The sequence below is a fragment of the Nocardia sp. NPDC020380 genome, from assembly GCF_044386975.1.
GTDB lineage: Bacteria > Actinomycetota > Actinomycetes > Mycobacteriales > Mycobacteriaceae > Nocardia.
The window spans coordinates 554,952-576,452 of record NZ_JBIRVQ010000004.1 but is presented as its reverse complement, the minus strand read 5'-3'; the positions used below and the strand labels follow the sequence as shown (position 1 = coordinate 576,452).

Below are 21,501 nucleotides of genomic sequence, written 5' to 3'. Positions count from 1 at the left end.
CGCCCGGTTTCGCCTCAGACGGTCTCGGCGGCCAGCCCCAGCCCGAGGGCGACCAGGATCGCCGCCAGTGTCCGCTCGATCCGCTGCCGGATCCCGGTGCGCCGCAACCACACCCCGGCCTTGTCCGCCGCCAGCACGATCCCGCTGTTCCAGATGATGTCGATGATCAGCTGAATCACCGCCAGGATCAGCGCGGTCGGCAGCACCGGCCCGGTGGACGGCAGGAACTGCGGCAGGATGGTCAGCCCGAACACGGCCGCCTTCGGATTGGCGGCGATAGAGATGAGCGCCGCCCGGAAAGCCGCACCCGGGGTGTGCCCACTCGGTAGCACCGAGGTCAGTGCCGCGCCGAACGCATCCTGCTCCGGTCCCGAGGCAGTGTTCTTGCGCGCCCCACGCCAGGCTTGCACGCCGAGATAGATGAGTACGACCGCGCCGAGGATATGTATCCCGCGATCGAGCACCCTGTTGGCCACCAACAGCGTGGACAGTCCCGCGCCACCGGCCAGCATCCAGGCGAACGCCCCGATCTCATTGCCCGCCACCGCGGCCAGCCCGGCCTTCCGCCCGTCGCGCACCGACCGCTGCAGCAGCAATGCGGTGGCAGGACCGGGAATGGCGGCCAGAACCAGACAGGCGAGTGCGAATGCGGGAAGCACATGAACCCAGTGCGGCATCGCCCGAGCCTGCCACGGCAGAACCGAACCGGGCCACTGATTTTCAGTGGCGTCGATCACGAGACGTGACCGGTCGGTCCGCTGGTGACGCGAATGTCAGTGATCGACCAGGAAGTCCGCGCCGCCGACGTAGATGGTGTGCCCGGAGTCGGCGTCGATGGTGGTGGCATCGGCGACGGCCGCGGCGAACTCCTCGACGGTCGGCAGCGCGCCCTGCTCGCGGCGCGTGGTGACGGCGTCGGGATTTCGGCGCTCGAGTAGTCGGACGATGATGGTGCCGTCGATCATGTCGCCGGAGACCACCACGAAACCGATTCCGCGGCGGTCGAATTCGGCGCTCATCTCGCGAAGTGCGTCCTCACCGGCGCGCTTGCTGGCCGCGATCGGCTCGTATCCCGCGGGGACCGGCCGGGTAGGGGAGAAGTGGGCCTGATGGCTGGTGACGAACACGATACGACCACCGGACCGCAGATGCGGCAGTGCGAGGGTGACCAGGCGGGCCTGGGCATCGCGGTTGAGCCGCATGGCGTAATCCGGTGCCGCATCGAGTTCCAGCCCGCCGGAGGCATTGAGCACCAGGACATTGAGCCTGCCGAATTCGCTGACCACGGTGTCGATCAGTGCCCGGGCACTGTCCGGGTCGGCGATATCCGCGCCCGCGGCCGAGGCGCTGCCGCCCGCGGCGATGATCTCCTCGGCGACGATCTCGGCGCGCTTGCGCTTCTCGCGATAGTTCACGATCACGTGGTCCCCGCGGGCGGCCAGCTCGCGGGCGGTGTCGGCCCCGATGCCGCGGGATGCGCCGGTGATCAACACGATTCGTCGTTCCATACCCAAACCTCCGGCCCCGACCCATGCTTCTGATTTAGAACCACTATGGTGGTTCAAAATGAGAAGTGCAAGCCAGCCACCCCCGTCCCGCAGCCGCGCCGGCGCCTCGGCCGCCCCGCTGCTCGCCGCCATGGACCTGCTCGGACAGCGCTGGATGCTGCGCGTGATCTGGGAACTCGAACCCGGCCCGCTGGGCTTCCTGGAATTGCGCCGCCGCATGGGCAATTGCTCGTCGAGCATGCTGTCGGTGCGTCTGCAACGCCTCGTCGAAGCGGGTGTGCTGGAGAAGAAACCCGACAAGGCCTACGAATTGACCGCCGCCGGAGCCGAATTGGGCGCGGCCCTCGAACCGCTGTGGCAGTGGTCGGAACGCTGGGCCACCGGCCTCGAACGCACCGCACCCACCGAGGACTGAGCCGGGCCCCGAACTACGCGGCGCCGGAACCCGGCAGATTGTCGGAACCCGTTATGCCACGCCGGATCTCACCCGGCCGATGCTCCACCGGCAACTGGTATCGCGCCCGCGACGAGTGCAGCTGCCACGGCACACTCGTCACCATCACACCCGGCTCGAACAGCAGTCGCGCCTTCAGCCGCAGTGAACTCTGATTGTGCAGCAGGTTCTCCCACCAATGCCCGACCACGTACTCGGGAATGAACACGCTGACCACATCCCGCGGCCGGGACTTGCGCTGCCGCTTGATCTCCTCGATGACCGGCCGCGTGACCTCGCGATACGGCGATTCGATGACCTTCAGCGGAATGCCGACATGATTGCGCTCCCAGTCCTGCACCAGATGCCGGGTATCGGCATCGTCCACATTGACCGTGACGGCGGTGAGCGAATCGGGCCGGGTGGCGCGCGCGAACTGGATGGCCCGCTGGGTCGCCTTGTGCCAGCCCGATACCAGCACCAGCGCGTGCATCCGTCCCGGCAGGGTCTCCAGATCGTCCGGGTCGATCTCGAGTTCGGCGCGCACCGCCGTGTAGTGCCGGTGGATCGACCACATCAGCGCCACCAGCACCGGAATCGCGATGACCACCAGATACGCGCCGTGGGTGAACTTGGTGATCAGCACGACCACCAGCACCACGCCGGTGAAACACGCGCCGAAGGCATTGATGGCCCGCGCGCGATGAATACGCAGCCGCTCCTTGGCCGTGTCGGCGGTCCGCAGCGCCCGGTTCCAGTGCCGCACCATGCCCGTCTGGCACAGTGTGAACGAGGTGAACACGCCCAGAATGTAGAGCTGGATGAGCCGGGTGGTGGAGCCGCCGAAGGCGTAGATGAGCGCGGCCGCGACCACCGCGAGCAGGATGATCCCATTGGAGAAGGCCAGCCGGTCGCCGCGGGTGTGCAGCTGCCGCGGCATGTAGCGGCGTTGCGCCAGAATCGAATTCAGCGGGGGGAAGCCGTTGTAGGCGGTGTTGGCGGCCAGGATGAGGATGAGCGCGGTGGTCACCATCACGAAGTAGAAGGGGAAGCTGGACCCGCCGAACACCGAGGCCGAGACCTGCGCGATGACCGTCTTCTGTGCGGCGGTATTGCAATTGCCGGGGAATCCGATGATGTCGCAGGTGTTCTCGGTGACCTTGGTCTTGGTGATCAGCGCCAGCGCGGTGACGCCGGCGAACATGCCGATGGCGATGACGCCCATCCAGGTCATGGTGCGGGCCGCATTGAGCGCCTTGGGTTTCCGGAAGGCAGGCACGCCGTTGGAGACGGCCTCCGCGCCGGTGAGCGCGGTGCAACCGGAGGAGAAGGCCCGCAACAGCAGGAAGGCCAGCGCTACCCCGGACAGTCCGGTCTGTTCGGGCCGGATCTCGTAGTGCGCGCTCTCGGCCATCGGCGTGTGCCCGGTGAAGGTCTGTGTCAGTCCCACCGCCACCATCACGAACACCGCGGCGATGAACGCGTAGGTCGGAATCGCGAAGGCGCGCCCGGATTCTCGCACCCCGCGCAGGTTCATCGCGGTCAGGAAGAGAATGAACCCGAGATTGATGGCCACCCGATACGGGTTGAGGTCCGGTATCGCCGAAATGATGTTGTCGACGCCCGCGGACACCGACACCGCCACGGTCATGACGTAATCCACGAGCAGCGCCGCCGCCACGATCAGCCCCGGGAAGTCCCCGAGGTTCTCGGCCACCACCTGATAGGACCCGCCGCCGGAGGGATAAGCCTGCACCACCTGCCGATACGACAGTGCCACCACCGCCAGCAGCACCACCACACCGCCGGCGGGGATGGGCATCAGATGCAGATAACTCAGCCCGCCGAGCGTCAGGATGAGCAGGATCTCCTGGGTCGCATAGGCGACCGACGACAATGCGTCGCTGGCGAAAATGGGCAGGGCCAGCCGCTTGGGCAGCAGGGTCTCACCCAGCCGATCACTGCGAAACGGGCGGCCGAGGACTAGTCGTTTCGCGACGTCGATCAGGGAGACCACGTGGGGAGCCTAGGACGCGCGGGCGTAGGAATCGGAACACACACCGAATCGATTTCTTATAGATACGTAACGGCCGGGTGTTTCCGATTGCAATGTTCGAGACTTGTGCAGTTGATCGAACAACCACATACACTGTCTGGGACGTGACCAAGGTTTTTGGGAGAGGTGACACGATGGGTGACCGGACGGTCGTCGCCGACGTGGCCGATGAGCTCGCGCGGCGCGTGGCATCCGGGCAGTACGCGCCCGGCGGGCTGATGCCGTCCGTTCGACAGGTGGCCGAGGAGTTCGACCTGAATCGCGCCACGGCGCAACTGATTCTGGGCCGGCTGGAGTCCTACGGCTTCGTCGACGCGCATCGCGGTAAGGGATTCGTCATCCGTGATGTGCGCGCCGAGGGCGGTGTGGATGTGTACCGGCGGTTGTTCCGGCTGTCCATGCCGGCGCCGGAGGTGGCCGCGGAGATGTTCGGCAATATCGTCGACGAGGAGCGCGGTATCGCGCTCGAGGCGCTGCTCGCCTACACCGGTAGTGAGCGCGGCATCGATCCGGGCGCACTCAAGGCCGAGATCGACGAGTTGGAAACCCTTGCCCGCAGCGCGGATCCGGATCAGCACCGGATGCTCGACATCGAGCTGCGCCTGCTGCGCCGGTTGCTCACCGATCTCGGACATTCCGTACAGCGCGCGGTGCTGAACTCGATCGGCGAGATGGTGCTCGAGGTGCCGGAGGCCGTGCAGGCCTATTTCGCGGTGTCGCCGGATCTGCATGTGCTGGTGTGGCGCGCGCTGGTCGCCGTCTGGGAATCCGAGGGTGGTCCGAGTCAAGCCCAGTTGGCATTGTTCGAGGATCTGTTCGGCATGTACCACCAGAAGGTGGTGGCGCGCTTCGACGAACTGGTCGGTTTGCAGCCGGAGGCGGATGTCGTGCCGCATGCGGTGACGGCCTGATTCAGACCGGCGAGTTTGTTTCGTCTGGGACAACGAACTCGGCGTAGATCGATGCTCGGAGCAGATCGAAACCCAGGGCAGATCGAAACTCAGGGCAGATTGAACTGTGTGCCGATCACGGCGCTCATGATGGTGCCCGCACTCGTGGCGATCACGCCTCCGATCAGCGCGCCCGCGATCTGCTTGGGCGCGGTGAGCGCGCCGCCGCTCCACTTCTCCCAGGCGAAGCGGCCGCCCGCGTAGATGATGGCGAGCACGCCCGCGAGCAGCACGAACCAGGTGAAATAGCGGACCAGCTTGAGCAGCTTGTCCGCCACCGGCGGCGTCTCGGGCGTCGGATTGAAGATTTGCGCCAGGACTGTATGCGTCGTCAACACTTCGTGGGCGGCTAGCAGTATCATTTCGGCGCTCTTCCACGTGACGTTTCTTCCCCCCTTCCGGGGTACCCGGCTCGCGATGGTTACGCAAGGGGCAGAAGACATCACACAGGAAGCTGGGAGACTTCGGCGCGGAATCGGAACGACGCTGGCGCAGAAGAGAAGTGGACGCGGATCAGTCCACGTCGTTGTCCGCCGACAGATACGCTACGGCCGCTAGGTACTGCCGGCAGGCGAAGTGCTGATCGTGCGCACGCAAGACTGCGCGAGCCTTGCGATAGGTGAGCCCGCGAGGTTCCGTATCGCAGTCACCGGAGATATCAGTGCTAGGGGCGAGCATCTGGGTCATGTGATGCCTCTGGCCGAATGGGGGATGGTGTACCGAGTTTAGGAGCGCTGATCGCGCAGATGCAAGCACATCTGCACGGTCGAGTCGGCGAGTCCAGGCGTTTCGCCTGAATTGAACCGCTTGGTCTCATTTGTCCGTGGGTATCTGCGCTGTTTGTCCGTTCCTGTTCGCAACTTCGCATGGGCAAATGACCAAACAAGATCAATGCTGTTGTGTTGCAAACGATGTGCGCTCGCGGAGGGATCGATGCCGGGCAATCTGCGTGCTATCGTTCATGTTGCGGTTGCAACTGTAAGAACATCTGATCGAACATTTGCAAGTACTGACACCAACCGTCTGCGGGCGGTACTGGCAAGGAGTCTGAAATGACTGCTTCATCGGCAACCCGGCTCGATCGCTCGGAACTGTCCTGGCGGAAGAGCACATTCAGCAATCCCAGCGGAAACTGCGTGGAACTGGCGCCCATGGCCGACGGTCAGGTGGCGGTTCGCAACTCACGGGACCCGGAAGGGTCGATCATCGTCTACACCCGCCCCGAGATCGATGCTTTTCTCCGGGGCGCCAAGTCCGGAGAATTCGACGACCTCGCGCGCTGAGCGGTAGCATTGGCAATCGGCGCGGTGGTTCGCGACACTCGGTTGTGAGTCCACTGCCGGCAAAACCCGAGCATCGGAGTGGACCCCATGATCGCAGAACCCGTTGCCCACGGTCGGGCGGATTCCGCTGTCGCCGAACGTGGCCCGACTGCACTGCGTATCGCGGTCGGCAGTCAGCTACGGAAGTTGCGCGAGAAGAGTGGCATTACCCGGGAGGCCGCGGGTGAACACATCCGCGGCTCTCACGCCAAGATCAGTCGCCTGGAACTCGGGCGAACCGGATTCAAGGAACGCGATATCCGGGATCTGCTGGCGCTGTACGGCGTTGACGACCTCGAGGAACGCGAGCAGTTCCTCGAGCTGGTGGTCAGGGCCAACCAGCCGGGCTGGTGGCATCGCTACAGCGACCTGCTGCCGCCCTGGTTCGAGACCTATCTAGGCCTGGAGCACGCGGCCAAGTCCATCAGGACCTATGAGGGCCAACTGGTTCCGGGTCTGCTGCAGACCGCGGACTACGCGCGCTCGGTCGTCGCGCTCGGGCACGACGAGAATTCCGAGCGTCGCGTTTCGCTGCGGCGCCGACGGCAGGAACTGCTGACCCGTCCGGGCGCGCCGAGCTTCTGGGCGGTCCTCGACGAGTCGGTGCTCCGGCGTCCGGTCGGCGGAACCAGCGTGCTGCGCGCCCAGATCGATCACCTCATCGAGATGTCCGAACTGCACAACGTCACCATCCAGGTCCTGCCGTACGCGGCGGGCGGGCATGCGGCAGCGGGTAGTTCGTTCACCATGCTGCGGTTCGCGGAACCGGAACTTCCGGACATCGTGTATCTGGAGCAGCTGACCAGCGCCCTGTATCTGGATCGCCGTCAGGATCTGGAACTGTACCGGCAGGTCATGGATCAGCTGAGCGTGCAGGCGGAGCCGCCCGAGCGCTCCCGCAAACGGCTCGCGGAGATCGCCGCCGAGCTGTAAATGGCGATAGCAGCCGCCCGTGTCAACGGGCGGCTATCGGCGTGCGCGGAGAAAGTCGCGGCGGGTGTGGCGCCGCCGGGCCGGGGCGCATGGACGAGCGCGGACGAGGTCGTCGTCGATTGCCCCGGTGCGGAAATGGTTACGGGGCCCCCGTAGGGACCCCGATCAACCGTGTAATGGGTTCCGACTCACTGCCTGATGAAGCTGGAAGCAATTCGCCAGAATGCTTCCGGTTGCATCGTATGCAGATCCCAATCGTTGACCATTGCGTGAGCCGTGGTAACGATTCGTTCGATATCAAAATCATACCGAGTGGCCGCTCCGGTGGATTCGACCTGTCGGATGACGAAATCTGTTGCCGTCTCCCGTGAATAGGTTTGCTCAGCTCGACTGAAGTCTGCAAACCCGAGCCGGCTGAGGTTGATTGGCTGGTTCATGCGAACGCCCCTGACGCCAGGCCGACGGCTAACCGTTGGCGAAGAATCGCCGATGATTCACCGCTCGGCTCTCTGGTTGTCCCCTGTTTGTGCCTTGCACGAGCAAGTCTAGGACCGTGCTCTGCGCAGATGCAAGTACATCTGCAACCTCGAATTCCCAGCGTCAGAGGGGTTTTCGGGATGCTATGAGTTAGCGAAAGCGGCCCTCGGGAGTGCCCGACTAAGATCGAATCGCGCTATTGAAGCTATTTCCGAACGAAAATTCCGGTGTGCTGCGCTCTGCGCCATTTATCCAGATATTTGCGGAAGATCAGTAGTCGTCCAGATCCGCCGGTCGGGAGTCGGATCCGGCTTTGGCGCGCCGGTGTTCCGCCACCAAGAGCGCGATTCCGAAGCGCAGGCACAGGACACTGGTGAGAGCGCCCATGACACTCCAGTCCCAGTGCCCGTATCCGGCGACATTCAATGTGAGTGCGATGCACACGATTCCGATGGCCGTGAGAATGAGCCCGGGCCAAACACGGATGTCGTCGACGGTCGGAGCGGCAGGCATCACCGCTGTCCTTTCTCGGAAACTGTGCGGAACCGATCACGCGCCGGGTACCCGGCGCCGTACACAGAAATCATGGGCCGGTCCCCGCGGCCGGTCGGCTGCGGATCCCGAGATCGCCCAGCAGGCCCAGGAATGCTCGTGCGTAGGGCGAACCCGCCGTCTCCGCATCCAGCCGGGCCCAGTCCACCTGCCCCCGCAGTATGCGCGCCGTATACAAAAGCCGGGTGAAGTCCAGCTGAAGCGGATCCGCGATCAGCAACTCGTCCACCAGCAGGTCCGTGGCGCACAGTACGGGCGCCTCGACGCCCGCCAGCCGCAGGTGATCGCTGCGGGCCAGCCGCTCCGCGGTCACCACCAGGTAGTCGGTCCGGAACACCAGTGCTATCCGCGTGTCGTCGTCGCGCACCACCACGCGCCGGTCCTCGGGCGGGTCCGGGTGTAATCCGGCCGCTGCCAACGCATCCCGTGCGCGTGGCGCGTCGGCGGGTGGTACCTGGATATCCATCGTCGCCACCGCCTCCCCGGCTCCCCGCAGATAGACCCCGCAGGCCCCGCTCACCGCGAACGGAACCCCGGCGCTCCGCAGCACGTCCACCGCTCGCGCGAGCACGCCCGGCAGTGGATCGACGAGCCCCATGATGCTGGGATACCCCCGGGCGGTGCACTTGAATCGAAGAGCGGCAACGAGATTCGGCATCCCATGGCTGTCCGGGACGATCGTGGGCGGTCCGGGCTGTGGGAAATCCCACCGCGGGGCAGCGGGACCCTGTGTTGTAACCCGTTTCAGCGGTGTGTTAGGTCTGGAAACAGTGGATTGATCAACCGAATGAGACAGGAGTCGTGGCCGTGATGGACGTACCCGCGTATTTCGATGTGGTGGACGGCGGGTTCGTACCGACGCGGTTCGCGGCCAGTCAGTGGTCCGCGGCGCAGGTCGTGGGGCCCGCGCTGACCGGGCTGCTGGCCCGGGAACTGGAACGCGAGCACGCTACCGACGGTTTCGTGCCGGTGCGGCTGACCGTGGACCTGTTCAGCGCGGCCCGCTTCGAGCACACCACCACGCCGACCGTGCGGGTGCGGGACGGCCGCCGGATCCGCGTCGCCGACGTCTCGGTGGTGCAGGGCGGGAAGGTGGCGGCCCGCGCCTCGGCGGTACTGCTGCAGCCCTCCGAGCAGCCGCCGGGCGAGCTCTGGCACCGCGAACACGAACCGCAGCCGCCCGCACTGGATATCGCACCGCGGTCCGAACTGCCGCTGGTGCCGTTGTTCAGCAGTGGCCCGGACACGCAGACCTGGTCGGTCAAGCCCACCGACCACGAGAACGCCGGCCGCAAACGCACCTGGCAGAACCCGATTCGCGTGGTCACCGGCGAGGCGCTGACGCCGTTCGTGCGCGCGGCCATCGTCGGCGAGGCCACCAGCATGATGACCAACTGGGGCGACAAGGGCATCGGCTTCATCAATACCGATATGACACTCGCGCTTTCCCGCATGCCGGAGGGCAACGAGATCGGCGTGGAGGGCGACAGCCACCTCAGTGAGCGGGGCATGGCGGTCGGGGTGGCGACGCTGTTCGACCGCCGCGGCTCCTTCGGCAGCGCCATGGTGACCTCGGTATCGAATGCCGGCCGGCAGATCAGCAATGCCCAGCTCGATATCGCGGTGAGCTCGCGGATGTAGGAGTGGCGCAGGCCGCCCTGTGCCACAGCGGAATTCGCGGTGAGGTTCCTGTGCGTCACCGCCCGAGCTTCGACAGTCCCGGCGCAGCGTGCCACAATGTGACCAGGTTGAGACGACAGCCCACCCGGTGCACGCGGGAAGCGCTCACGAGGCGCGGCAGGCACGGTCTCCCGAATCGGCTTCGAGAACCCACCGCACGTCGTCGCGGATCCTCCGGAACCGGGAAACATCCCGATTGGGAGGTCTGATCATGTCCGGAATCGCCATGCTGGGCGGTGTCGCCGAAAATGGCGCCACCACGGTGGAATCCGCTCCGGTCCACCGTGGCAGATACGTACCGCACGCGACCGACGGGCCGCGGCGCTGCGTGATCGTCCGTGCCGAAGGCGAATTGGATGCCGCCGTCGAGGCCGAATTCACCGCCACGCTGGCCCAGGCCGTGGCCGGCGGCGCGCAGGCCGTCGTGGTCGATCTGCGCCGGGCCCGGTTCCTGAGCATCCGGGTCGCCGCCGGGCTGATCGTCGCCAAGCGGGCGGCCGCCGCCTGCGATATCGACCTGCGACTGGTCGCCGGGCGTCGCGCGGTGGAGCGCGTGCTCGAGGTGACCGGGATCCGCCCGCTGTTCCACTACTATCCGACGATCACTGCCGCCCTGCAGGCGTAACCATCGGGGCGTGCGGCTCGCGTTCGGGAACCCGGATACGACGCTCGTATGCGACATTTGCCGCGCGGGGCTCGCGTTCGGCACAGAGTGATCTCGATGTGGCTTCGGTCCGACGACATCGGAGTGTCGGCTTGCGCGTGCCGGATAGGCTCGTTCGCGCGTGATGAGGAGACTGCCCGGACCACCGAGCCCGTGGGGGGTGTTGTGCTTCGACGCCTGCGAATTATCGCCGGTGCCATGACGATCGGATTGTGCGTGATCATCGGGTGCGGTGCCACGCCGGCACTCGCCCAGGCCCCGATAACCGAAAACCCCGCGAACCCACCGCTTTCGCCCGGCTCCTGGCTGCCCGCGATCCAACAGGGGATCGCCAAGCTCGTGCCCCCGCCGCCGCTACCGCCCGCCCCGAACGCCCCGATCGTCGACGCGGGCGGTCTCTCACCGCAATTGGCGGCGCTGCGGGCCGCGGTCATGCCCGTCGCCATCGGCGATTCGTTCGTCGACGACTGGCCGCCCGGGCTGGAGGACTACGCCGACGGGCAGATCATCGCCTGGCGTGATGTCACCGCCATCGCCGCGCCGACGGTGATCGTCCCGATCTCGAAGGTGGTGCAGCTGAAGTATCGGACCACCGACTCACACGGTGCGGCCTCCTACGGCATCGCCAGCCTGATCCTGCCGCCCGCGCAGTGGACCGGCACGGGGGAGCGGCCGGTGGTGGTCAACAATCTGCCCATCGACGCCCTGGGCCGCGACTGCAATCCGAGTTACACGCTGGCACACGGATTTACGCGCGCCTCCAACTTCAGCGGCTACCTGCTGCCCACCACCCAGCTGGCCCTGCTGCGCGGGTACGCGGTCCTGCTCGCTGATCACGAGGGCCCGCGCATGGCCTACGCCGAGCCGATCGTGGCCGGGCATCTGGTGCTGGACGCCATTCGCGCCGTGCGCAATGCCTTCCCGGATCAGCTGCGCGACAGCCGATACGGCATGATCGGCTACTCGGGCGGGGCCATCGCCACCAACGGCGCGGTCAAGCTCATGCCCGAATACGCCCCGGAGCTGGCCGATGTCGTGGTCGGCGCCGCCATGGGCGGTGTGCCCGCGGACTTCTCGCTGCTGGCGCGCAGTATGAACGCCAACCTCGCGTCGGGCGTGTTCCTGGCCGCGGTCTTCGGCATCGGCCGGGAGCGGCCCGAGATCCTGGCGCACATGAACAACCTCGCGGACTGGCTGGCCACCTCACCGCTGCTGAACAGCCTGTGCAGTGAGACCTTCTCGGTGCCGGGCGTGCTGCAGCTGCCGATCGACGTCTTCGCCAATATCCCGGACCCGCTGAACAGCGATCTGGCCAAGCACATCTACGCCATCACGCGCATGGACGGCAAGAAATCGCCTGTGCCGCTGTACATCTTCAATGGGGAGCAGGAGTTCTGGGTGCCCTCCGCGGGGGCGAAGGCGCTCTATCGCGAGCAATGCTCGCTCGGGGTGCCGGCGGTCTACCGCAGTGTGTTCGGTGAGCATTTCATCGCCGCGTTCACCGGCTTCAGCGGATCCCTCAGCTGGCTAGATCAACGGTTGCAGGGGATACCCGCGCCCGACGAATGCCGGAGCAACCCGAATCCCTGAGCGCCCCACAGTCTTTCCCGACCTGCCGGGAAAAGCACCGAGGGCCCCGAAGTTCTCGGAGCCCTCGGCGATCGGGTAACTGTCAGCGCAACCGGCTCACATCGGGTACAGGTTGTGCTTGCGCGGGTTGTGCTTGCGGACCGTGCCCTTGTCGCGCAGCAGGCGCAGTGCCTTGCGGATCTCCAGGCGAGTGGCCGCGGGCTCGATGACCGCGTCGATGTAGCCGCGCTCGGCCGCCACCCACGGGTTGTCGATGAGCGCGTTGTAGAAGTCGACCATCTGCTGCCGCACGGCCGCGCGCTGCTCCGGCGGGGTGGCGGCGAGGGTCTTCTTCCCGGTGACCGTCACCATGCCGTCCGCGCCGATGACCGCGATGCGCGCGGTCGGCCACGCCAGGTTGATATCGGCGCCGAGCTGCTTGCAGCCCATGACCGCGTACCCGCCGCCGTACGCCTTGCGCGTCACGATGGTGATGATCGGGACGGTGGCCTCGATGAGCGCGCGGAACATGCGCCCGCCGCGCTTGATGACCCCGTTGCGCTCCTCCTCGACGCCGGGCAACACGCCCGGGGTGTCGACGACATAAATGAGCGGCACGTTGAAGGCGTCGCACAGGCGGATGAAGTACGCGCCCTTGTCCGAGCAGGCCGCGTCCAGCGCGCCGCCGAGCTGCATGGGCTGATTGGCGATGACGCCGACCGGGCGGCCGTCCACGCGGGCGAATCCGGTGATGAGGTTGGGCGCCGCGCCCTCGCCGATCTCCAGGAACGCGCCGTCGTCGAAGAGGCGCAGCAGCACCTCGTGCATGTCGTAGCCCTGGCGATCGGAGTCCGGGATGATCCGGTTCAGTTCGCGATCCGAGTCGGTGATCTCGGGCTCGAGCCCGGGGTTCACGACCGGCGGCTGTTCCAGGCAGCTGGTCGGCATGTAGCTGAGGTATTCGCGCACCCACTGCAGGGCATTGGCCTCGGAGTCGGCCACGTGGTGCAGCAGGCCGTTGCGGGCCTGCACGGCCGCGCCGCCCAGTTCCTCGGCGCTGATCTCCTCGCCGGTGATGCCCTTGATGACCTCGGGTCCGGTGACGAACATGTACGACTTGTCCGTTGCGACAAGCACATCCATATTGACCGGGCCGTACACCGAACCGGCCGCGCACTTGCCGAACATGACCGCGACCATCGGCACGAAACCCGACAGGTCCTCCTGCAGCCGGCACATATTGGCGTACCAGGCCAGCGAGGTGACGCCGTCCTGAATGCGCGCGCCGCCGGAGTCGTTGATGACCACCAGCGGGCAGGCGTTCTTGTAGGCGAAGTCCATGGCGGCGGCCACGCGGCGGCCGAAGCTCTCGCCGACCGATCCGCCGTAGACGGTCGGATCGTGGGAGATGACCACGACCGGGCGGCCGTCGATGGTGCCGCGGCCGGTGACCACGCCGTCACCGTAGAAGGCGTTGGGCTGACCGGGTGTGCGCATGAGCGCGCCCATCTCTAAGAAACTGCCCGGGTCCAGCAGCATGTTGGCCCGTTCTCGGGCGCTGGGGATGCCTTTGGCGAGTCGCTTCTGGATGCCTTTTTCACCGGTGGGTTCTTCGGCGATCTCCAGGAGCTTGCGCAGTTCCGCCAGCTTTTCCGCTGTACCCGTCATTACCTCGGTCTTGCCTTTCCGCCATCATCAGGTCGGGCCTGATCACGGCCCGCTCGAGCCGGATCGCGACTCGACCGCCCACGGTACCGTGCACGCCGCATTACGAACTACTGAACGTGTCGGTAACCTGTGCCGCCGCGTTAGCAAGCGCGGGGATACACTGCGGCCCGTGAGCTCACCGTTGACTGTGCGGGCGGGTACGCCCGAGGTGATCCGGCCCGACCTCGATACGTTCGGGTTCTCCGAGTGGCGGAGAACGGCGACCGTCGGCCTGGTGCTGGGTGGTTCGGTTGTGGGTAACGTGCTGCGCCACGGGCTGCGCCCGTCCAAGCGCAAGCGCGCGGCCGCCGAGGGCGTGGTGAACGGCTTCGAATCGCTGGGGCCGATGTTCGTGAAGCTGGGGCAGCTGATCGCGTCCTCGCCGGGTGCGTTCCCGCGCGAGCTCGCCGATGCCTGCCTGCGCTGCCTCGACGATATGGCGCCCTTCCCGTCCGCCGACGCGCGATCGATCGTGGAGTCGGAACTGGGCAAGCCGATCGACGAGTTGTTCCGGGAGTTCGACGACGAGCCGTTGTCGGCGGCGTCCATCGCGCAGGTGCACGCGTGTGTGCTGGCCGATGGCCGGCCCGCGGTGGTGAAGGTGCAGCGGCCCGAGATCGCGCGGCGCATGATCGTGGATCTGCGCGCGGCCATGCGGCTGGCCCGGTCGCTGGAGAAGCGGTCGGAGAACGCGCGGGTGGCCAATGCCCAAGCGGTGGTGCGGGATCTGTACGAGGCGACGGTCGCGGAGCTGAACTTCCTCATCGAGGCCGACAATCAGTCCCGGGCGCGGGAGAACCTCACGGCGTTCGGCGACAACACCAATGTCGTGGTGCCCGAGGTGTATTGGGAGTACTGCGCGCCGCGGGTGCTGTGCATGGAGCGCATGCGCGGGATGCCGCTGGACCGGTTCGACGATATCCGTGCCGCGCACCCGGATTCGGAGCTGCTGATCCGCCGCCTGGTGAAGGCGTGGATGGAATCGGTTGCGGTGCACGGGCTCTTCCACGGCGATGTGCACGCGGGCAATCTGTGGCTGCTCGACGACGGCCGGGTGGCCATGCTGGACTTCGGCATCGTCGGGCGCATGGAGACCGAGTGGCGCGAGTTCGTGCGGGCGCTGTTCTACGCGAGTTCCATCGACAACGACTTCCGTCCGGTGGCGCGGGCCTTGCGCAAGCTGGATCTGGTGTCGGATGACAGTGGTGACGATGCCACCATCGGCCGCCAGCTGGCGGTGGCGCTGGGACCGGTGCTCTCGGGCAGCCTGGACAAGCTCGATCTCGGCGTGGTGTCGGCGCGGCTGCTCGAATTCGGTAAGCGCCGTGGGGCTTCCGGGCCGCAGCAGCTGATGTTGATGGGTAAGCAGCTGGGCTACTTCGAGCGGTATGCGGTGGCGTTGGCGCCGGGCTGGAAGCTCGGGCGCGATCTGTACCTGTTCCGCAATGTGTTCCCGGCCGAGGTGGCGGCGAAGCTCGCCGAGGACGGCACCGAGATCCCCGCGGACTGATTTTCCCTGGGCGTGACTCCTTGTGGGCCTCGTCACAGAATGAGTAGCATGCTACTCATTCTGTAAGGCATGCCATCCGTGTGAGTGGCATGTCGGCTTTGGAGGAAAGATGGACAGTGCCGTTCCCCGATCCGAGCTGATGCTGCGCGAGGACGCACTACGCAAGGTGACCTTCCGCCTGATCCCGATACTCGTGATCGGCTACATCGTCAGCTACGTCGACCGGATCAATATCGGCTTCGCGAAGTTCGGGATGGACAAGGCCTTCGGGCTCAGCGCCACCCAATACGGCTTCGTAGCAGGCATTTTCTTCGTCGGCTACATCATGGCCGAGGTACCCAGCAATATCGTCATGACCCGGGTCGGCGCCCGGGTGTGGCTCAGCCGGATCCTGGTGACCTGGGGGATCATCGCCGCCGCCACCGCGTTCGCGCCGAACTTCACCACGCTGTGCGTGCTGCGGTTCGCCCTCGGAGTGGCCGAGGCCGGCTTCTTCCCGGGCATCATCATCTACCTGACGAAGTGGTATCCGAACGCCGAACGCACCAAGGTGATCTCGACCGTCATGGTCGCGATCCCGGTGGCCAGCGTGATCGGCGGGCCGCTCAACGGCTGGATCCTCGACACCTTCGACGGCACGCTGGGCCTGGCGGGCTGGCGCTGGGTGTTCGTGGTCGGCGGGGTGCCCGCGATCGTGCTGGGCGTGCTGTTCTTCCTGCTGCTCACCGACTCGCCGGCCAAGGCGCGGTGGCTCACCGATGCCCAGAAGGCCGCGCTCATAAGGGTTCTGGAGGCCGAGGACGCCGAACGTGCCCGCACCGCGCCGACCGGGCACTGGGCCGCGCTGAAGGACAAGCGGGTGATCGCGCTGTGCCTGGCCTACTTCCTGCTGCTGTGCGGGGCGTATCCGCTCACCTACTGGATGCCGTCGGTGATCAAGAAGGCCGGGCACGGGATGAGCAGCTTCCAGGTGGGATGGCTGTCGGCGGTGCCGTTCCTGGCGGCGGCCATCTGCATGTATGTCACCGGCCGGACGGTGCGGGATCAGCGTTCGATGCGGCCGGTGCTGATCGCGCTGGGTATCTCGGTGGTCGCGTTCGTGCTGACCGCCGTCGAATTGGGTGTGCCCGCAATCGCTTTGGCGGCCATCACGGTGGCCACCATGGCCGCGCAGACGGCCAAGCCGCTGTTCTGGTCGGTGCCGACCGGGTATCTGGCGGGGGTGGGCGCGGCCAGCGGTATCGCGCTGATCAATTCGCTGGGCAATGCCGCGGGATTCGTGAGTCCCTACGCCTTCGGCTGGATCCAGGACGCCACGCACGGCAGCACCAGTCTGGCCATGGGCGTCATGATCTTCACGAATGTGGCGGCGTTCCTGGTGCTGGCCGCGATGGCGGTCCGGTCACGGCAGGCGCCGGCGGTGGTGGTGCGGCCGGAACCCGCTCCCGGCGTGGGCACATAGGCGTTCCGTGCGGCAGCTATTAGGCTGAGCAATCGCCCGTGGCATCCCGTCGCGGGCGAGTCGCCGTTGTTGTTCCCCCGAAGAGGTCTCGTGTCGCAGGATGTGCCAGCCGACAGTAAGTCCGAGCAGATCGCCGAGGATATTCGCGACGCGATCCGCCAAGGGCGGCTGGAGCGCGGCCTGCTGTACTCCTCCCGCGAACTGGGTGAAATGTTCGGCGCCTCACGGACTCCCGTGCGCGAGGCGCTGCTGAAACTGGCCGATCTGGGGCTGGTGCGCATCGAACGCAATCGCGGGGCGCGGGTGGTGGGGCAGGACGGGCGCGGCATCGTGGATCTGTGCAGCATGCGGATCCTGCTGGAACCGCCCGCGTGCCGGAGTGCGGCGGCGGTGATGACCAGCCGCGATGACGAGGCCATGATGACCGAGTACCGGATCATGGAACGGCTCGCCGACGGCGGTACCGAGTACTTCGCGGCCGATGAACGGCTGCACGATCTGATCCTGCAGGCGAGCGGAAATCAGCGGCTGGCCAAGGCCGTTCGGGAACTGCGGCAGACGCTGGCGCTGGACGGCCGGCACAGTGTGCCGCGGTATCAGCCGGTCGAGGTGGCGTTGCGGGATCACAAGGAGATCGTCGACGCGCTGCGTAAGCGGGATGGCGTGGCGGCCGAACGGGCCATGCTCAAGCATCTGGTGCGGTCGGGGGACCTGCTGGTCGCGCACGGTACCGGTGATGATCGCGGGCTGGTGGCCGAATGGCGGCGCTGGGTCTCGGTTTCCGTGCCGGAGGGCGAGCGGATCACCTACTGACGCGGGGTCGTTCCTCGCGCGTATCCGGGCAGCGTCTCGTTGCCCGGATTTTCTTTTACGAATCAGTTGCATGCTACTCACTCTAATTAGTATGTTGCTTGTGGTTAGTGAACCGCCACTCGGCGGTTCTGTCCCTGAAAGGACATCTTGTGGACCCCACTTCATATGCGGCATCGGTCGCGCGGGGGATCTGGGCGGCAGAGGCCGATCTGGTCGGCTACGTGCCCTCGGTCAGCGTCGCACCGGTCATCTCGGCCCTGGTCGAAACCAGCGGCGGCGCCGACGGGCGCTCGCAGCAGGTCTTCCCGCTCTCCCGCGAGGAGGAGGCGGCCGGCGTGCTCGGCGCGCTGCCCCTGGCCGGGAAGTTCGGCGCGATCATCATGCAGGACAACGGTTTCGGCAATGCGCTGACCGCGCTGACGACCTTCAACATCGCCTACCACCTGCCCCTGCTGATCGTGGCGAACACGCGCGGCGGGCTGGGCGAATACAACTCGATGATCCACACCTTCAGCCAGTACGCGCCCGCACTGCTGGATCGGGTGGGCATTCCGGCCTTCCAGATCGACCGGCGCAGTTCGGCTTCGGACTGGGAGGCGGTCGTCACCGAGGCGGGCGTGCACGCCCGCATGACCTTCCGGCCCGTGGTCGTGCTCGCCCACTTCTGGAACACCGACGGCAAGGGAGCCTGATCGTGTATCGCATCGACGCACTCCGCGTCCTCGCCGACCTCACCGAAGACCTGCCGGTCGTGGTGACCTGCGCGGCCTCCAGCCGGGAACTCGCGGCGGTGGCCGACCGGCCCAACCACCTGTACCTGCTGGACTCCATGGGGCTGGCGGTCTCGGTCGCGACCGGTATCGCGCTGAGCCTGACCGACACCGCGGTGCCGAAGGTGGTGGCCATCGAGGGTGACGGGTCACTGCTCATGAACCCGAATGTGCTGCCCACAGGCGGATTCCTGCGCCCGCCGAACTTGGTGACGGTGCTGCTCGACAACGCGGTCTACGGCGCTACCGCCAACCTGCCGACCTATGCCGACACGGTCGACCTGGGCGTACTGGCCGAAGCCTCGGGCTGGACCGTGCACACCGCGAGCGACGAGCTCGAACTGCGCGCGGCCGTGCTCACCGCCCTCGACCAGACGGGACCGGTGCTGGTCCACGTCCACCTCGAGGTGGGCAATGCCGCGGATATCCCGAAGCTGCTCGTGAATCCCGTTGTGCTGGGCCGCCGTTTCCAGGATTGGGTGACCGCGCGAGCGGCTGCGGGGCAAGAGGTAGTGGCCACTGTTGAGGAGGCCCTGCGGTGATCACCACGGTCGATCCGGCCAACGGGCGCGTGCTCGATACCTACCGGTACACCGGCGAGCGTGAGGTGGGTGTGGCATTGCGGCGTGCGCAGGCCGCGGTGCGGGAGCGTACCGACGAGCCGATCCAGCAGCGCGCCTTGTGTTTCCGCATGCTGGCCGACCTATTGCGGGCGCGGCGTGAGGATTTGGCGTTGCTCATCACTGTCGAGATGGGTAAGCCGCTCACGCAGGCGCGTGCCGAGCTCGACAAGTGTGCGACCACATGCGAGTTTTATGCCGAGCGTATTCCGGAGCTGCTGGAGCCGCAGGCGGTCGACGTTTTCCCGGAGACCGCGGAGGTCCGGATGCGGCCGCTGGGCGTGATCCTCTCGGTGATGCCGTGGAATTACCCGTTCTGGCAGGTGATTCGGGCGATGCTGCCTGCCGTCGCGGTGGGTAATGCGATCGTGCTCAAGCATGCCGACAATGTGTCCGGCTGTGCGCGCGTGCTGCAGTCGCTGTTCGACGAGGTGTTCGGCGCGGGCATCCTGACCACTTTGATGCTGCCCGCGCATCGCATCGGCCCGCTGATCGACGATCCGCTGATCGCGGGCGTGGCGTTCACCGGCAGTAATCGGGTGGGTGCGCTGATCGGCGCCCGGGCCGGGCGGTCGGTCAAGAAGACGGTGCTGGAACTGGGTGGTTCCGACCCGTTCATCGTGCTCGGCGATGCCGATGTGCCCGCCGCCGCGGCGGCCGCGGTGCGTGGCCGTTTCCTGAACAACGGCCAGAGCTGTATCGCGGCCAAGCGAATCCTGGTGGAGCGCAGCGTCTTCAGCGAGTTCGTCGAGGCCATGCTGTCCGAACTGGACGGCCTTGTCTACGGCGACCCGACCTCCGAGGCCACCGATGTCGGCCCGATGGCCCGCGTCGACCTCCGCGACGAACTGCGCCGCCAGCTCGACTCCGCCGTGGCGGCCGGCGCCCGAGTCCTCTACGGCGGCAAGCCCGACGAACGCCCCGGCGCCTGGTTCCCGCCCACCCTGATCCAGGTCCCCGACACCACGAATCCGGCCTTCCGCGAGGAGACCTTCGGCCCCCTGGGCGTAATCAAACCGTTCACCTCCCCGGCCGCCGCCCTGACCGCCGCCAACGAGTCGATCTACGGCCTGTCCTGCGCCATCTGGGGCCGGGACCGCAGCGTCATCGACTACCTGGCCGACCACCTCGACGCCGGTTCGGTCTTCGTCAACCGCATCTCCGAATCCGACCCCCGCCTCCCCGTCGGCGGTGTGAAGGCCAGCGGTTACGGCCGTGAGCTGAGCCATTGGGGCATGGCCGAATTCGCCAATATCCAAGCGGTGCGCAGCGCCGCCACCTCCAGGAGCACCCGATGACCATCACCTCCATCCGCACCCGAGCCATCGGCGTCCCCGTGGACAAGCCGACCCGAATGTCCAACCGCGAATTGGGCGCCCGCCACTACCTCCTGGTCGAGGTGACCACCGACGACGGCGCGACCGGCGTCGGCTACACCTACGCCGGCACGGGCTCCGGCCACCTGGCGAAATGCGCGGCCGACGACCTACTCGCCCCCGTCTACCTGGGCGGCGACCCGAATGACGTAGTCGGCCTGTGGGATCGCGCCTACCAGGAAACCCTCCTCGAAGGCCGCCGCGGCACGGTCCTGCGCGCCCTCTCCGCCCTGGACATCGCCCTATGGGACCTCCGCGCCAAACAAGCCGGCCTCCCCCTGGTCAGCCTCCTCGGCGGCACCACCGCGCCCCTCCCCGCCTACGCCTCGGGCGGCTACTACCGCCCCGACGAGGGCCCGTGGACCGAAGCCGTGGCTCGCGAAATCGAATTCAATGCCTCCCAAGGCTTCACCGACCACAAGATCAAGGTCGGCGGCCTCTCCGTAGCGGAAGACGCCGCCCGAGTAGCCGCCGCCATCGAAGCGATCGGCGACACCGGCCGCCTCTCCCTCGACGCCAACAACGCCTACCGCTCCGTCCACGAAGCCCGCACCGCCATAACAGCTTTCGAACGCGCCGCCGGCGACCGCCCCCTCTGGTGGTTCGAAGAACCCCTGTCCCCGGACGCGAATGCCGGCCACGCCGAACTCTCCCGCACCATCCGCACCCCCGTCGCCACCGGCGAAATCCACCAAACCCGCTGGGAATTCCGCCCTCTCATCGAGGCAGGCATCCCCATCCTCCAATGCGACGCCGGCGTAGCAGGCGGCGTCACCGAATGGCTCCGAATCGCCGCCACCGCCTCCACCTTCGGCCTCCAAATGGCCCCCCACTGGCACCACAACCTCCACGCCCACCTCTGCGGCGCCATCCCCAACACCCTCGTAGTCGAGTACTTCGCCCTGGAAAAGGGCATCTACAACTTCGAACGCCTCCTAACCCCCGAATCCCGCCTCCACTACGCCGACAACAAGGTCCACACCCCCGACCGCCCCGGCCTCGGCATCGACTTCGACGAGGAAATGCTCACCAAGTACGAACTCATGGGCTGACCCACACCAATATCGGGGCCGCTGCCGCACATCCATCGGCACCGGCC

The 21,501-nt window shown here is 66.6% G+C and carries 22 protein-coding genes; 14 read left to right on the top strand and 8 right to left on the bottom strand.

Translation table 11 applies throughout. The features are described 5' to 3' along the window. Positions 1-14: 14 nt before the first annotated feature. Both ACH438_RS13455 and ACH438_RS13450 read right to left on the bottom strand, forming a co-directional pair. Positions 15-677, bottom strand: coding sequence for a LysE family translocator (locus tag ACH438_RS13455; RefSeq protein WP_397004672.1), 663 nt, complete (start codon positions 675-677; stop codon positions 15-17). 96 nt (positions 678-773) lie between these two features. Next, positions 774-1,508 carry an SDR family oxidoreductase gene (locus ACH438_RS13450; protein WP_397004670.1) on the bottom strand — a complete coding sequence of 245 codons (735 nt, stop codon included), beginning with the start codon at positions 1,506-1,508 and terminating at the stop codon, positions 774-776. Between the two features lie 58 nt (positions 1,509-1,566). Between ACH438_RS13450 and ACH438_RS13445 the strand changes: the two genes are divergently transcribed. Next, positions 1,567-1,923, top strand: coding sequence for a winged helix-turn-helix transcriptional regulator (locus ACH438_RS13445; RefSeq protein WP_397004668.1), 357 nt, complete (start codon positions 1,567-1,569; stop codon positions 1,921-1,923). A 13-nt stretch (positions 1,924-1,936) separates the two neighbouring features. Here ACH438_RS13445 and ACH438_RS13440 read toward each other — a convergent pair whose 3' ends face one another. After that, a complete protein-coding gene (locus ACH438_RS13440; RefSeq protein ID WP_397004666.1) occupies positions 1,937-3,958 on the bottom strand; it encodes an APC family permease in 2,022 nt (673 codons plus the stop codon). A gap of 173 nt (positions 3,959-4,131) precedes the next feature. Between ACH438_RS13440 and ACH438_RS13435 the strand changes: the two genes are divergently transcribed. Then, a complete protein-coding gene (locus tag ACH438_RS13435) occupies positions 4,132-4,908 on the top strand; it encodes a GntR family transcriptional regulator (protein WP_397004664.1) in 777 nt (258 codons plus the stop codon). An 89-nt stretch (positions 4,909-4,997) separates the two neighbouring features. Here the strand turns inward: ACH438_RS13435 and ACH438_RS13430 are convergent, their stop codons facing one another. Next, positions 4,998-5,309 carry a hypothetical protein gene (locus ACH438_RS13430; protein ID WP_397004662.1) on the bottom strand — a complete coding sequence of 104 codons (312 nt, stop codon included), beginning with the start codon at positions 5,307-5,309 and terminating at the stop codon, positions 4,998-5,000. 690 nt (positions 5,310-5,999) lie between these two features. Here ACH438_RS13430 and ACH438_RS13425 point away from each other — a divergent pair. Both ACH438_RS13425 and ACH438_RS13420 read left to right on the top strand, forming a co-directional pair. Continuing rightward, positions 6,000-6,230, top strand: coding sequence for a DUF397 domain-containing protein (locus ACH438_RS13425; protein WP_397004660.1), 231 nt, complete (start codon positions 6,000-6,002; stop codon positions 6,228-6,230). A gap of 87 nt (positions 6,231-6,317) precedes the next feature. Then, positions 6,318-7,202: a helix-turn-helix domain-containing protein gene (locus ACH438_RS13420; RefSeq protein WP_397004658.1), complete on the top strand. Its 885-nt coding sequence runs from the start codon at positions 6,318-6,320 to the stop codon at positions 7,200-7,202. A 188-nt stretch (positions 7,203-7,390) separates the two neighbouring features. On the opposite strand, the gene ACH438_RS13415 is transcribed toward ACH438_RS13420, so the two are convergent. The 3 genes from ACH438_RS13415 to ACH438_RS13405 form a co-directional block, all read right to left on the bottom strand. Beyond that, on the bottom strand, positions 7,391-7,639 hold the full coding sequence (locus tag ACH438_RS13415) for a hypothetical protein (RefSeq protein WP_397004656.1): 249 nt from the start codon (positions 7,637-7,639) through the stop codon (positions 7,391-7,393). Positions 7,640-7,949: 310 nt separating this feature from the next. Further along, positions 7,950-8,192: a hypothetical protein gene (locus ACH438_RS13410; RefSeq protein WP_397004654.1), complete on the bottom strand. Its 243-nt coding sequence runs from the start codon at positions 8,190-8,192 to the stop codon at positions 7,950-7,952. A 70-nt stretch (positions 8,193-8,262) separates the two neighbouring features. Then, positions 8,263-8,829: a hypothetical protein gene (locus tag ACH438_RS13405; protein WP_397004652.1), complete on the bottom strand. Its 567-nt coding sequence runs from the start codon at positions 8,827-8,829 to the stop codon at positions 8,263-8,265. 212 nt (positions 8,830-9,041) lie between these two features. On the opposite strand from ACH438_RS13405, the gene ACH438_RS13400 reads away from it, so the two are divergent. From ACH438_RS13400 to ACH438_RS13390, 3 genes are all read left to right on the top strand, one after another. Further along, a complete protein-coding gene (locus ACH438_RS13400) occupies positions 9,042-9,872 on the top strand; it encodes an acyl-CoA thioesterase domain-containing protein (RefSeq protein WP_397004892.1) in 831 nt (276 codons plus the stop codon). Between the two features lie 250 nt (positions 9,873-10,122). Beyond that, complete coding sequence (locus ACH438_RS13395; protein ID WP_397004650.1) at positions 10,123-10,536, top strand: STAS domain-containing protein; 414 nt, start codon at positions 10,123-10,125, stop codon at positions 10,534-10,536. Between the two features lie 237 nt (positions 10,537-10,773). After that, positions 10,774-12,165, top strand: coding sequence for a lipase family protein (locus ACH438_RS13390; RefSeq protein WP_397004648.1), 1,392 nt, complete (start codon positions 10,774-10,776; stop codon positions 12,163-12,165). Between the two features lie 96 nt (positions 12,166-12,261). On the opposite strand, the gene ACH438_RS13385 is transcribed toward ACH438_RS13390, so the two are convergent. Then, the gene (locus tag ACH438_RS13385; RefSeq protein ID WP_397004646.1) at positions 12,262-13,812 is read right to left on the bottom strand and encodes an acyl-CoA carboxylase subunit beta; all 1,551 of its coding nucleotides are present in this window, start codon (positions 13,810-13,812) and stop codon (positions 12,262-12,264) included. 169 nt (positions 13,813-13,981) lie between these two features. Between ACH438_RS13385 and ACH438_RS13380 the strand changes: the two genes are divergently transcribed. From ACH438_RS13380 to ACH438_RS13350, 7 genes are all read left to right on the top strand, one after another. After that, entirely contained in the window at positions 13,982-15,361 is a 1,380-nt protein-coding gene (locus ACH438_RS13380; protein ID WP_397004644.1) for an ABC1 kinase family protein, read from the top strand. Between the two features lie 109 nt (positions 15,362-15,470). Then, a complete protein-coding gene (locus tag ACH438_RS13375) occupies positions 15,471-16,823 on the top strand; it encodes an MFS transporter (protein WP_397004642.1) in 1,353 nt (450 codons plus the stop codon). A 90-nt stretch (positions 16,824-16,913) separates the two neighbouring features. After that, a complete protein-coding gene (locus ACH438_RS13370; RefSeq protein WP_397004640.1) occupies positions 16,914-17,636 on the top strand; it encodes a GntR family transcriptional regulator in 723 nt (240 codons plus the stop codon). A gap of 149 nt (positions 17,637-17,785) precedes the next feature. Further along, positions 17,786-18,328, top strand: coding sequence for a thiamine pyrophosphate-binding protein (locus ACH438_RS13365; RefSeq protein ID WP_397004638.1), 543 nt, complete (start codon positions 17,786-17,788; stop codon positions 18,326-18,328). 2 nt (positions 18,329-18,330) lie between these two features. Next, positions 18,331-18,948 carry a thiamine pyrophosphate-dependent enzyme gene (locus tag ACH438_RS13360; protein ID WP_397004636.1) on the top strand — a complete coding sequence of 206 codons (618 nt, stop codon included), beginning with the start codon at positions 18,331-18,333 and terminating at the stop codon, positions 18,946-18,948. Beyond that, positions 18,945-20,324: an aldehyde dehydrogenase family protein gene (locus ACH438_RS13355; RefSeq protein WP_397004634.1), complete on the top strand. Its 1,380-nt coding sequence runs from the start codon at positions 18,945-18,947 to the stop codon at positions 20,322-20,324. The genes ACH438_RS13360 and ACH438_RS13355 overlap by 4 nt, the downstream gene beginning before the upstream one ends. Further along, the gene (locus ACH438_RS13350; protein ID WP_397004632.1) at positions 20,321-21,454 is read left to right on the top strand and encodes a mandelate racemase/muconate lactonizing enzyme family protein; all 1,134 of its coding nucleotides are present in this window, start codon (positions 20,321-20,323) and stop codon (positions 21,452-21,454) included. The genes ACH438_RS13355 and ACH438_RS13350 overlap by 4 nt, the downstream gene beginning before the upstream one ends. Positions 21,455-21,501 lie beyond the last annotated feature (47 nt).

Bases quoted from the DNA above. Each gene is read 5' to 3' on its own strand.
- ACH438_RS13405 (WP_397004652.1), bottom strand. From the start codon at position 8,829: ATGGGGCTCGTCGATCCACTGCCGGGCGTGCTCGCGCGAGCGGTGGAC.
- ACH438_RS13410 (WP_397004654.1), bottom strand. From the start codon at position 8,192: ATGCCTGCCGCTCCGACCGTCGACGACATCCGTGTTTGGCCCGGGCTC.
- ACH438_RS13390 (WP_397004648.1), top strand. From the start codon at position 10,774: ATGACGATCGGATTGTGCGTGATCATCGGGTGCGGTGCCACGCCGGCA.
- ACH438_RS13400 (WP_397004892.1), top strand. From the start codon at position 9,042: ATGGACGTACCCGCGTATTTCGATGTGGTGGACGGCGGGTTCGTACCG.
- ACH438_RS13445 (WP_397004668.1), top strand. From the start codon at position 1,567: ATGAGAAGTGCAAGCCAGCCACCCCCGTCCCGCAGCCGCGCCGGCGCC.
- ACH438_RS13395 (WP_397004650.1), top strand. From the start codon at position 10,123: ATGTCCGGAATCGCCATGCTGGGCGGTGTCGCCGAAAATGGCGCCACC.
- ACH438_RS13415 (WP_397004656.1), bottom strand. From the start codon at position 7,639: ATGAACCAGCCAATCAACCTCAGCCGGCTCGGGTTTGCAGACTTCAGT.
- ACH438_RS13455 (WP_397004672.1), bottom strand. From the start codon at position 677: ATGCCGCACTGGGTTCATGTGCTTCCCGCATTCGCACTCGCCTGTCTG.
- ACH438_RS13430 (WP_397004662.1), bottom strand. From the start codon at position 5,309: ATGATACTGCTAGCCGCCCACGAAGTGTTGACGACGCATACAGTCCTG.
- ACH438_RS13385 (WP_397004646.1), bottom strand. From the start codon at position 13,812: ATGACGGGTACAGCGGAAAAGCTGGCGGAACTGCGCAAGCTCCTGGAG.
- ACH438_RS13375 (WP_397004642.1), top strand. From the start codon at position 15,471: ATGGACAGTGCCGTTCCCCGATCCGAGCTGATGCTGCGCGAGGACGCA.
- ACH438_RS13420 (WP_397004658.1), top strand. From the start codon at position 6,318: ATGATCGCAGAACCCGTTGCCCACGGTCGGGCGGATTCCGCTGTCGCC.
- ACH438_RS13435 (WP_397004664.1), top strand. From the start codon at position 4,132: ATGGGTGACCGGACGGTCGTCGCCGACGTGGCCGATGAGCTCGCGCGG.
- ACH438_RS13450 (WP_397004670.1), bottom strand. From the start codon at position 1,508: ATGGAACGACGAATCGTGTTGATCACCGGCGCATCCCGCGGCATCGGG.
- ACH438_RS13425 (WP_397004660.1), top strand. From the start codon at position 6,000: ATGACTGCTTCATCGGCAACCCGGCTCGATCGCTCGGAACTGTCCTGG.
- ACH438_RS13350 (WP_397004632.1), top strand. From the start codon at position 20,321: ATGACCATCACCTCCATCCGCACCCGAGCCATCGGCGTCCCCGTGGAC.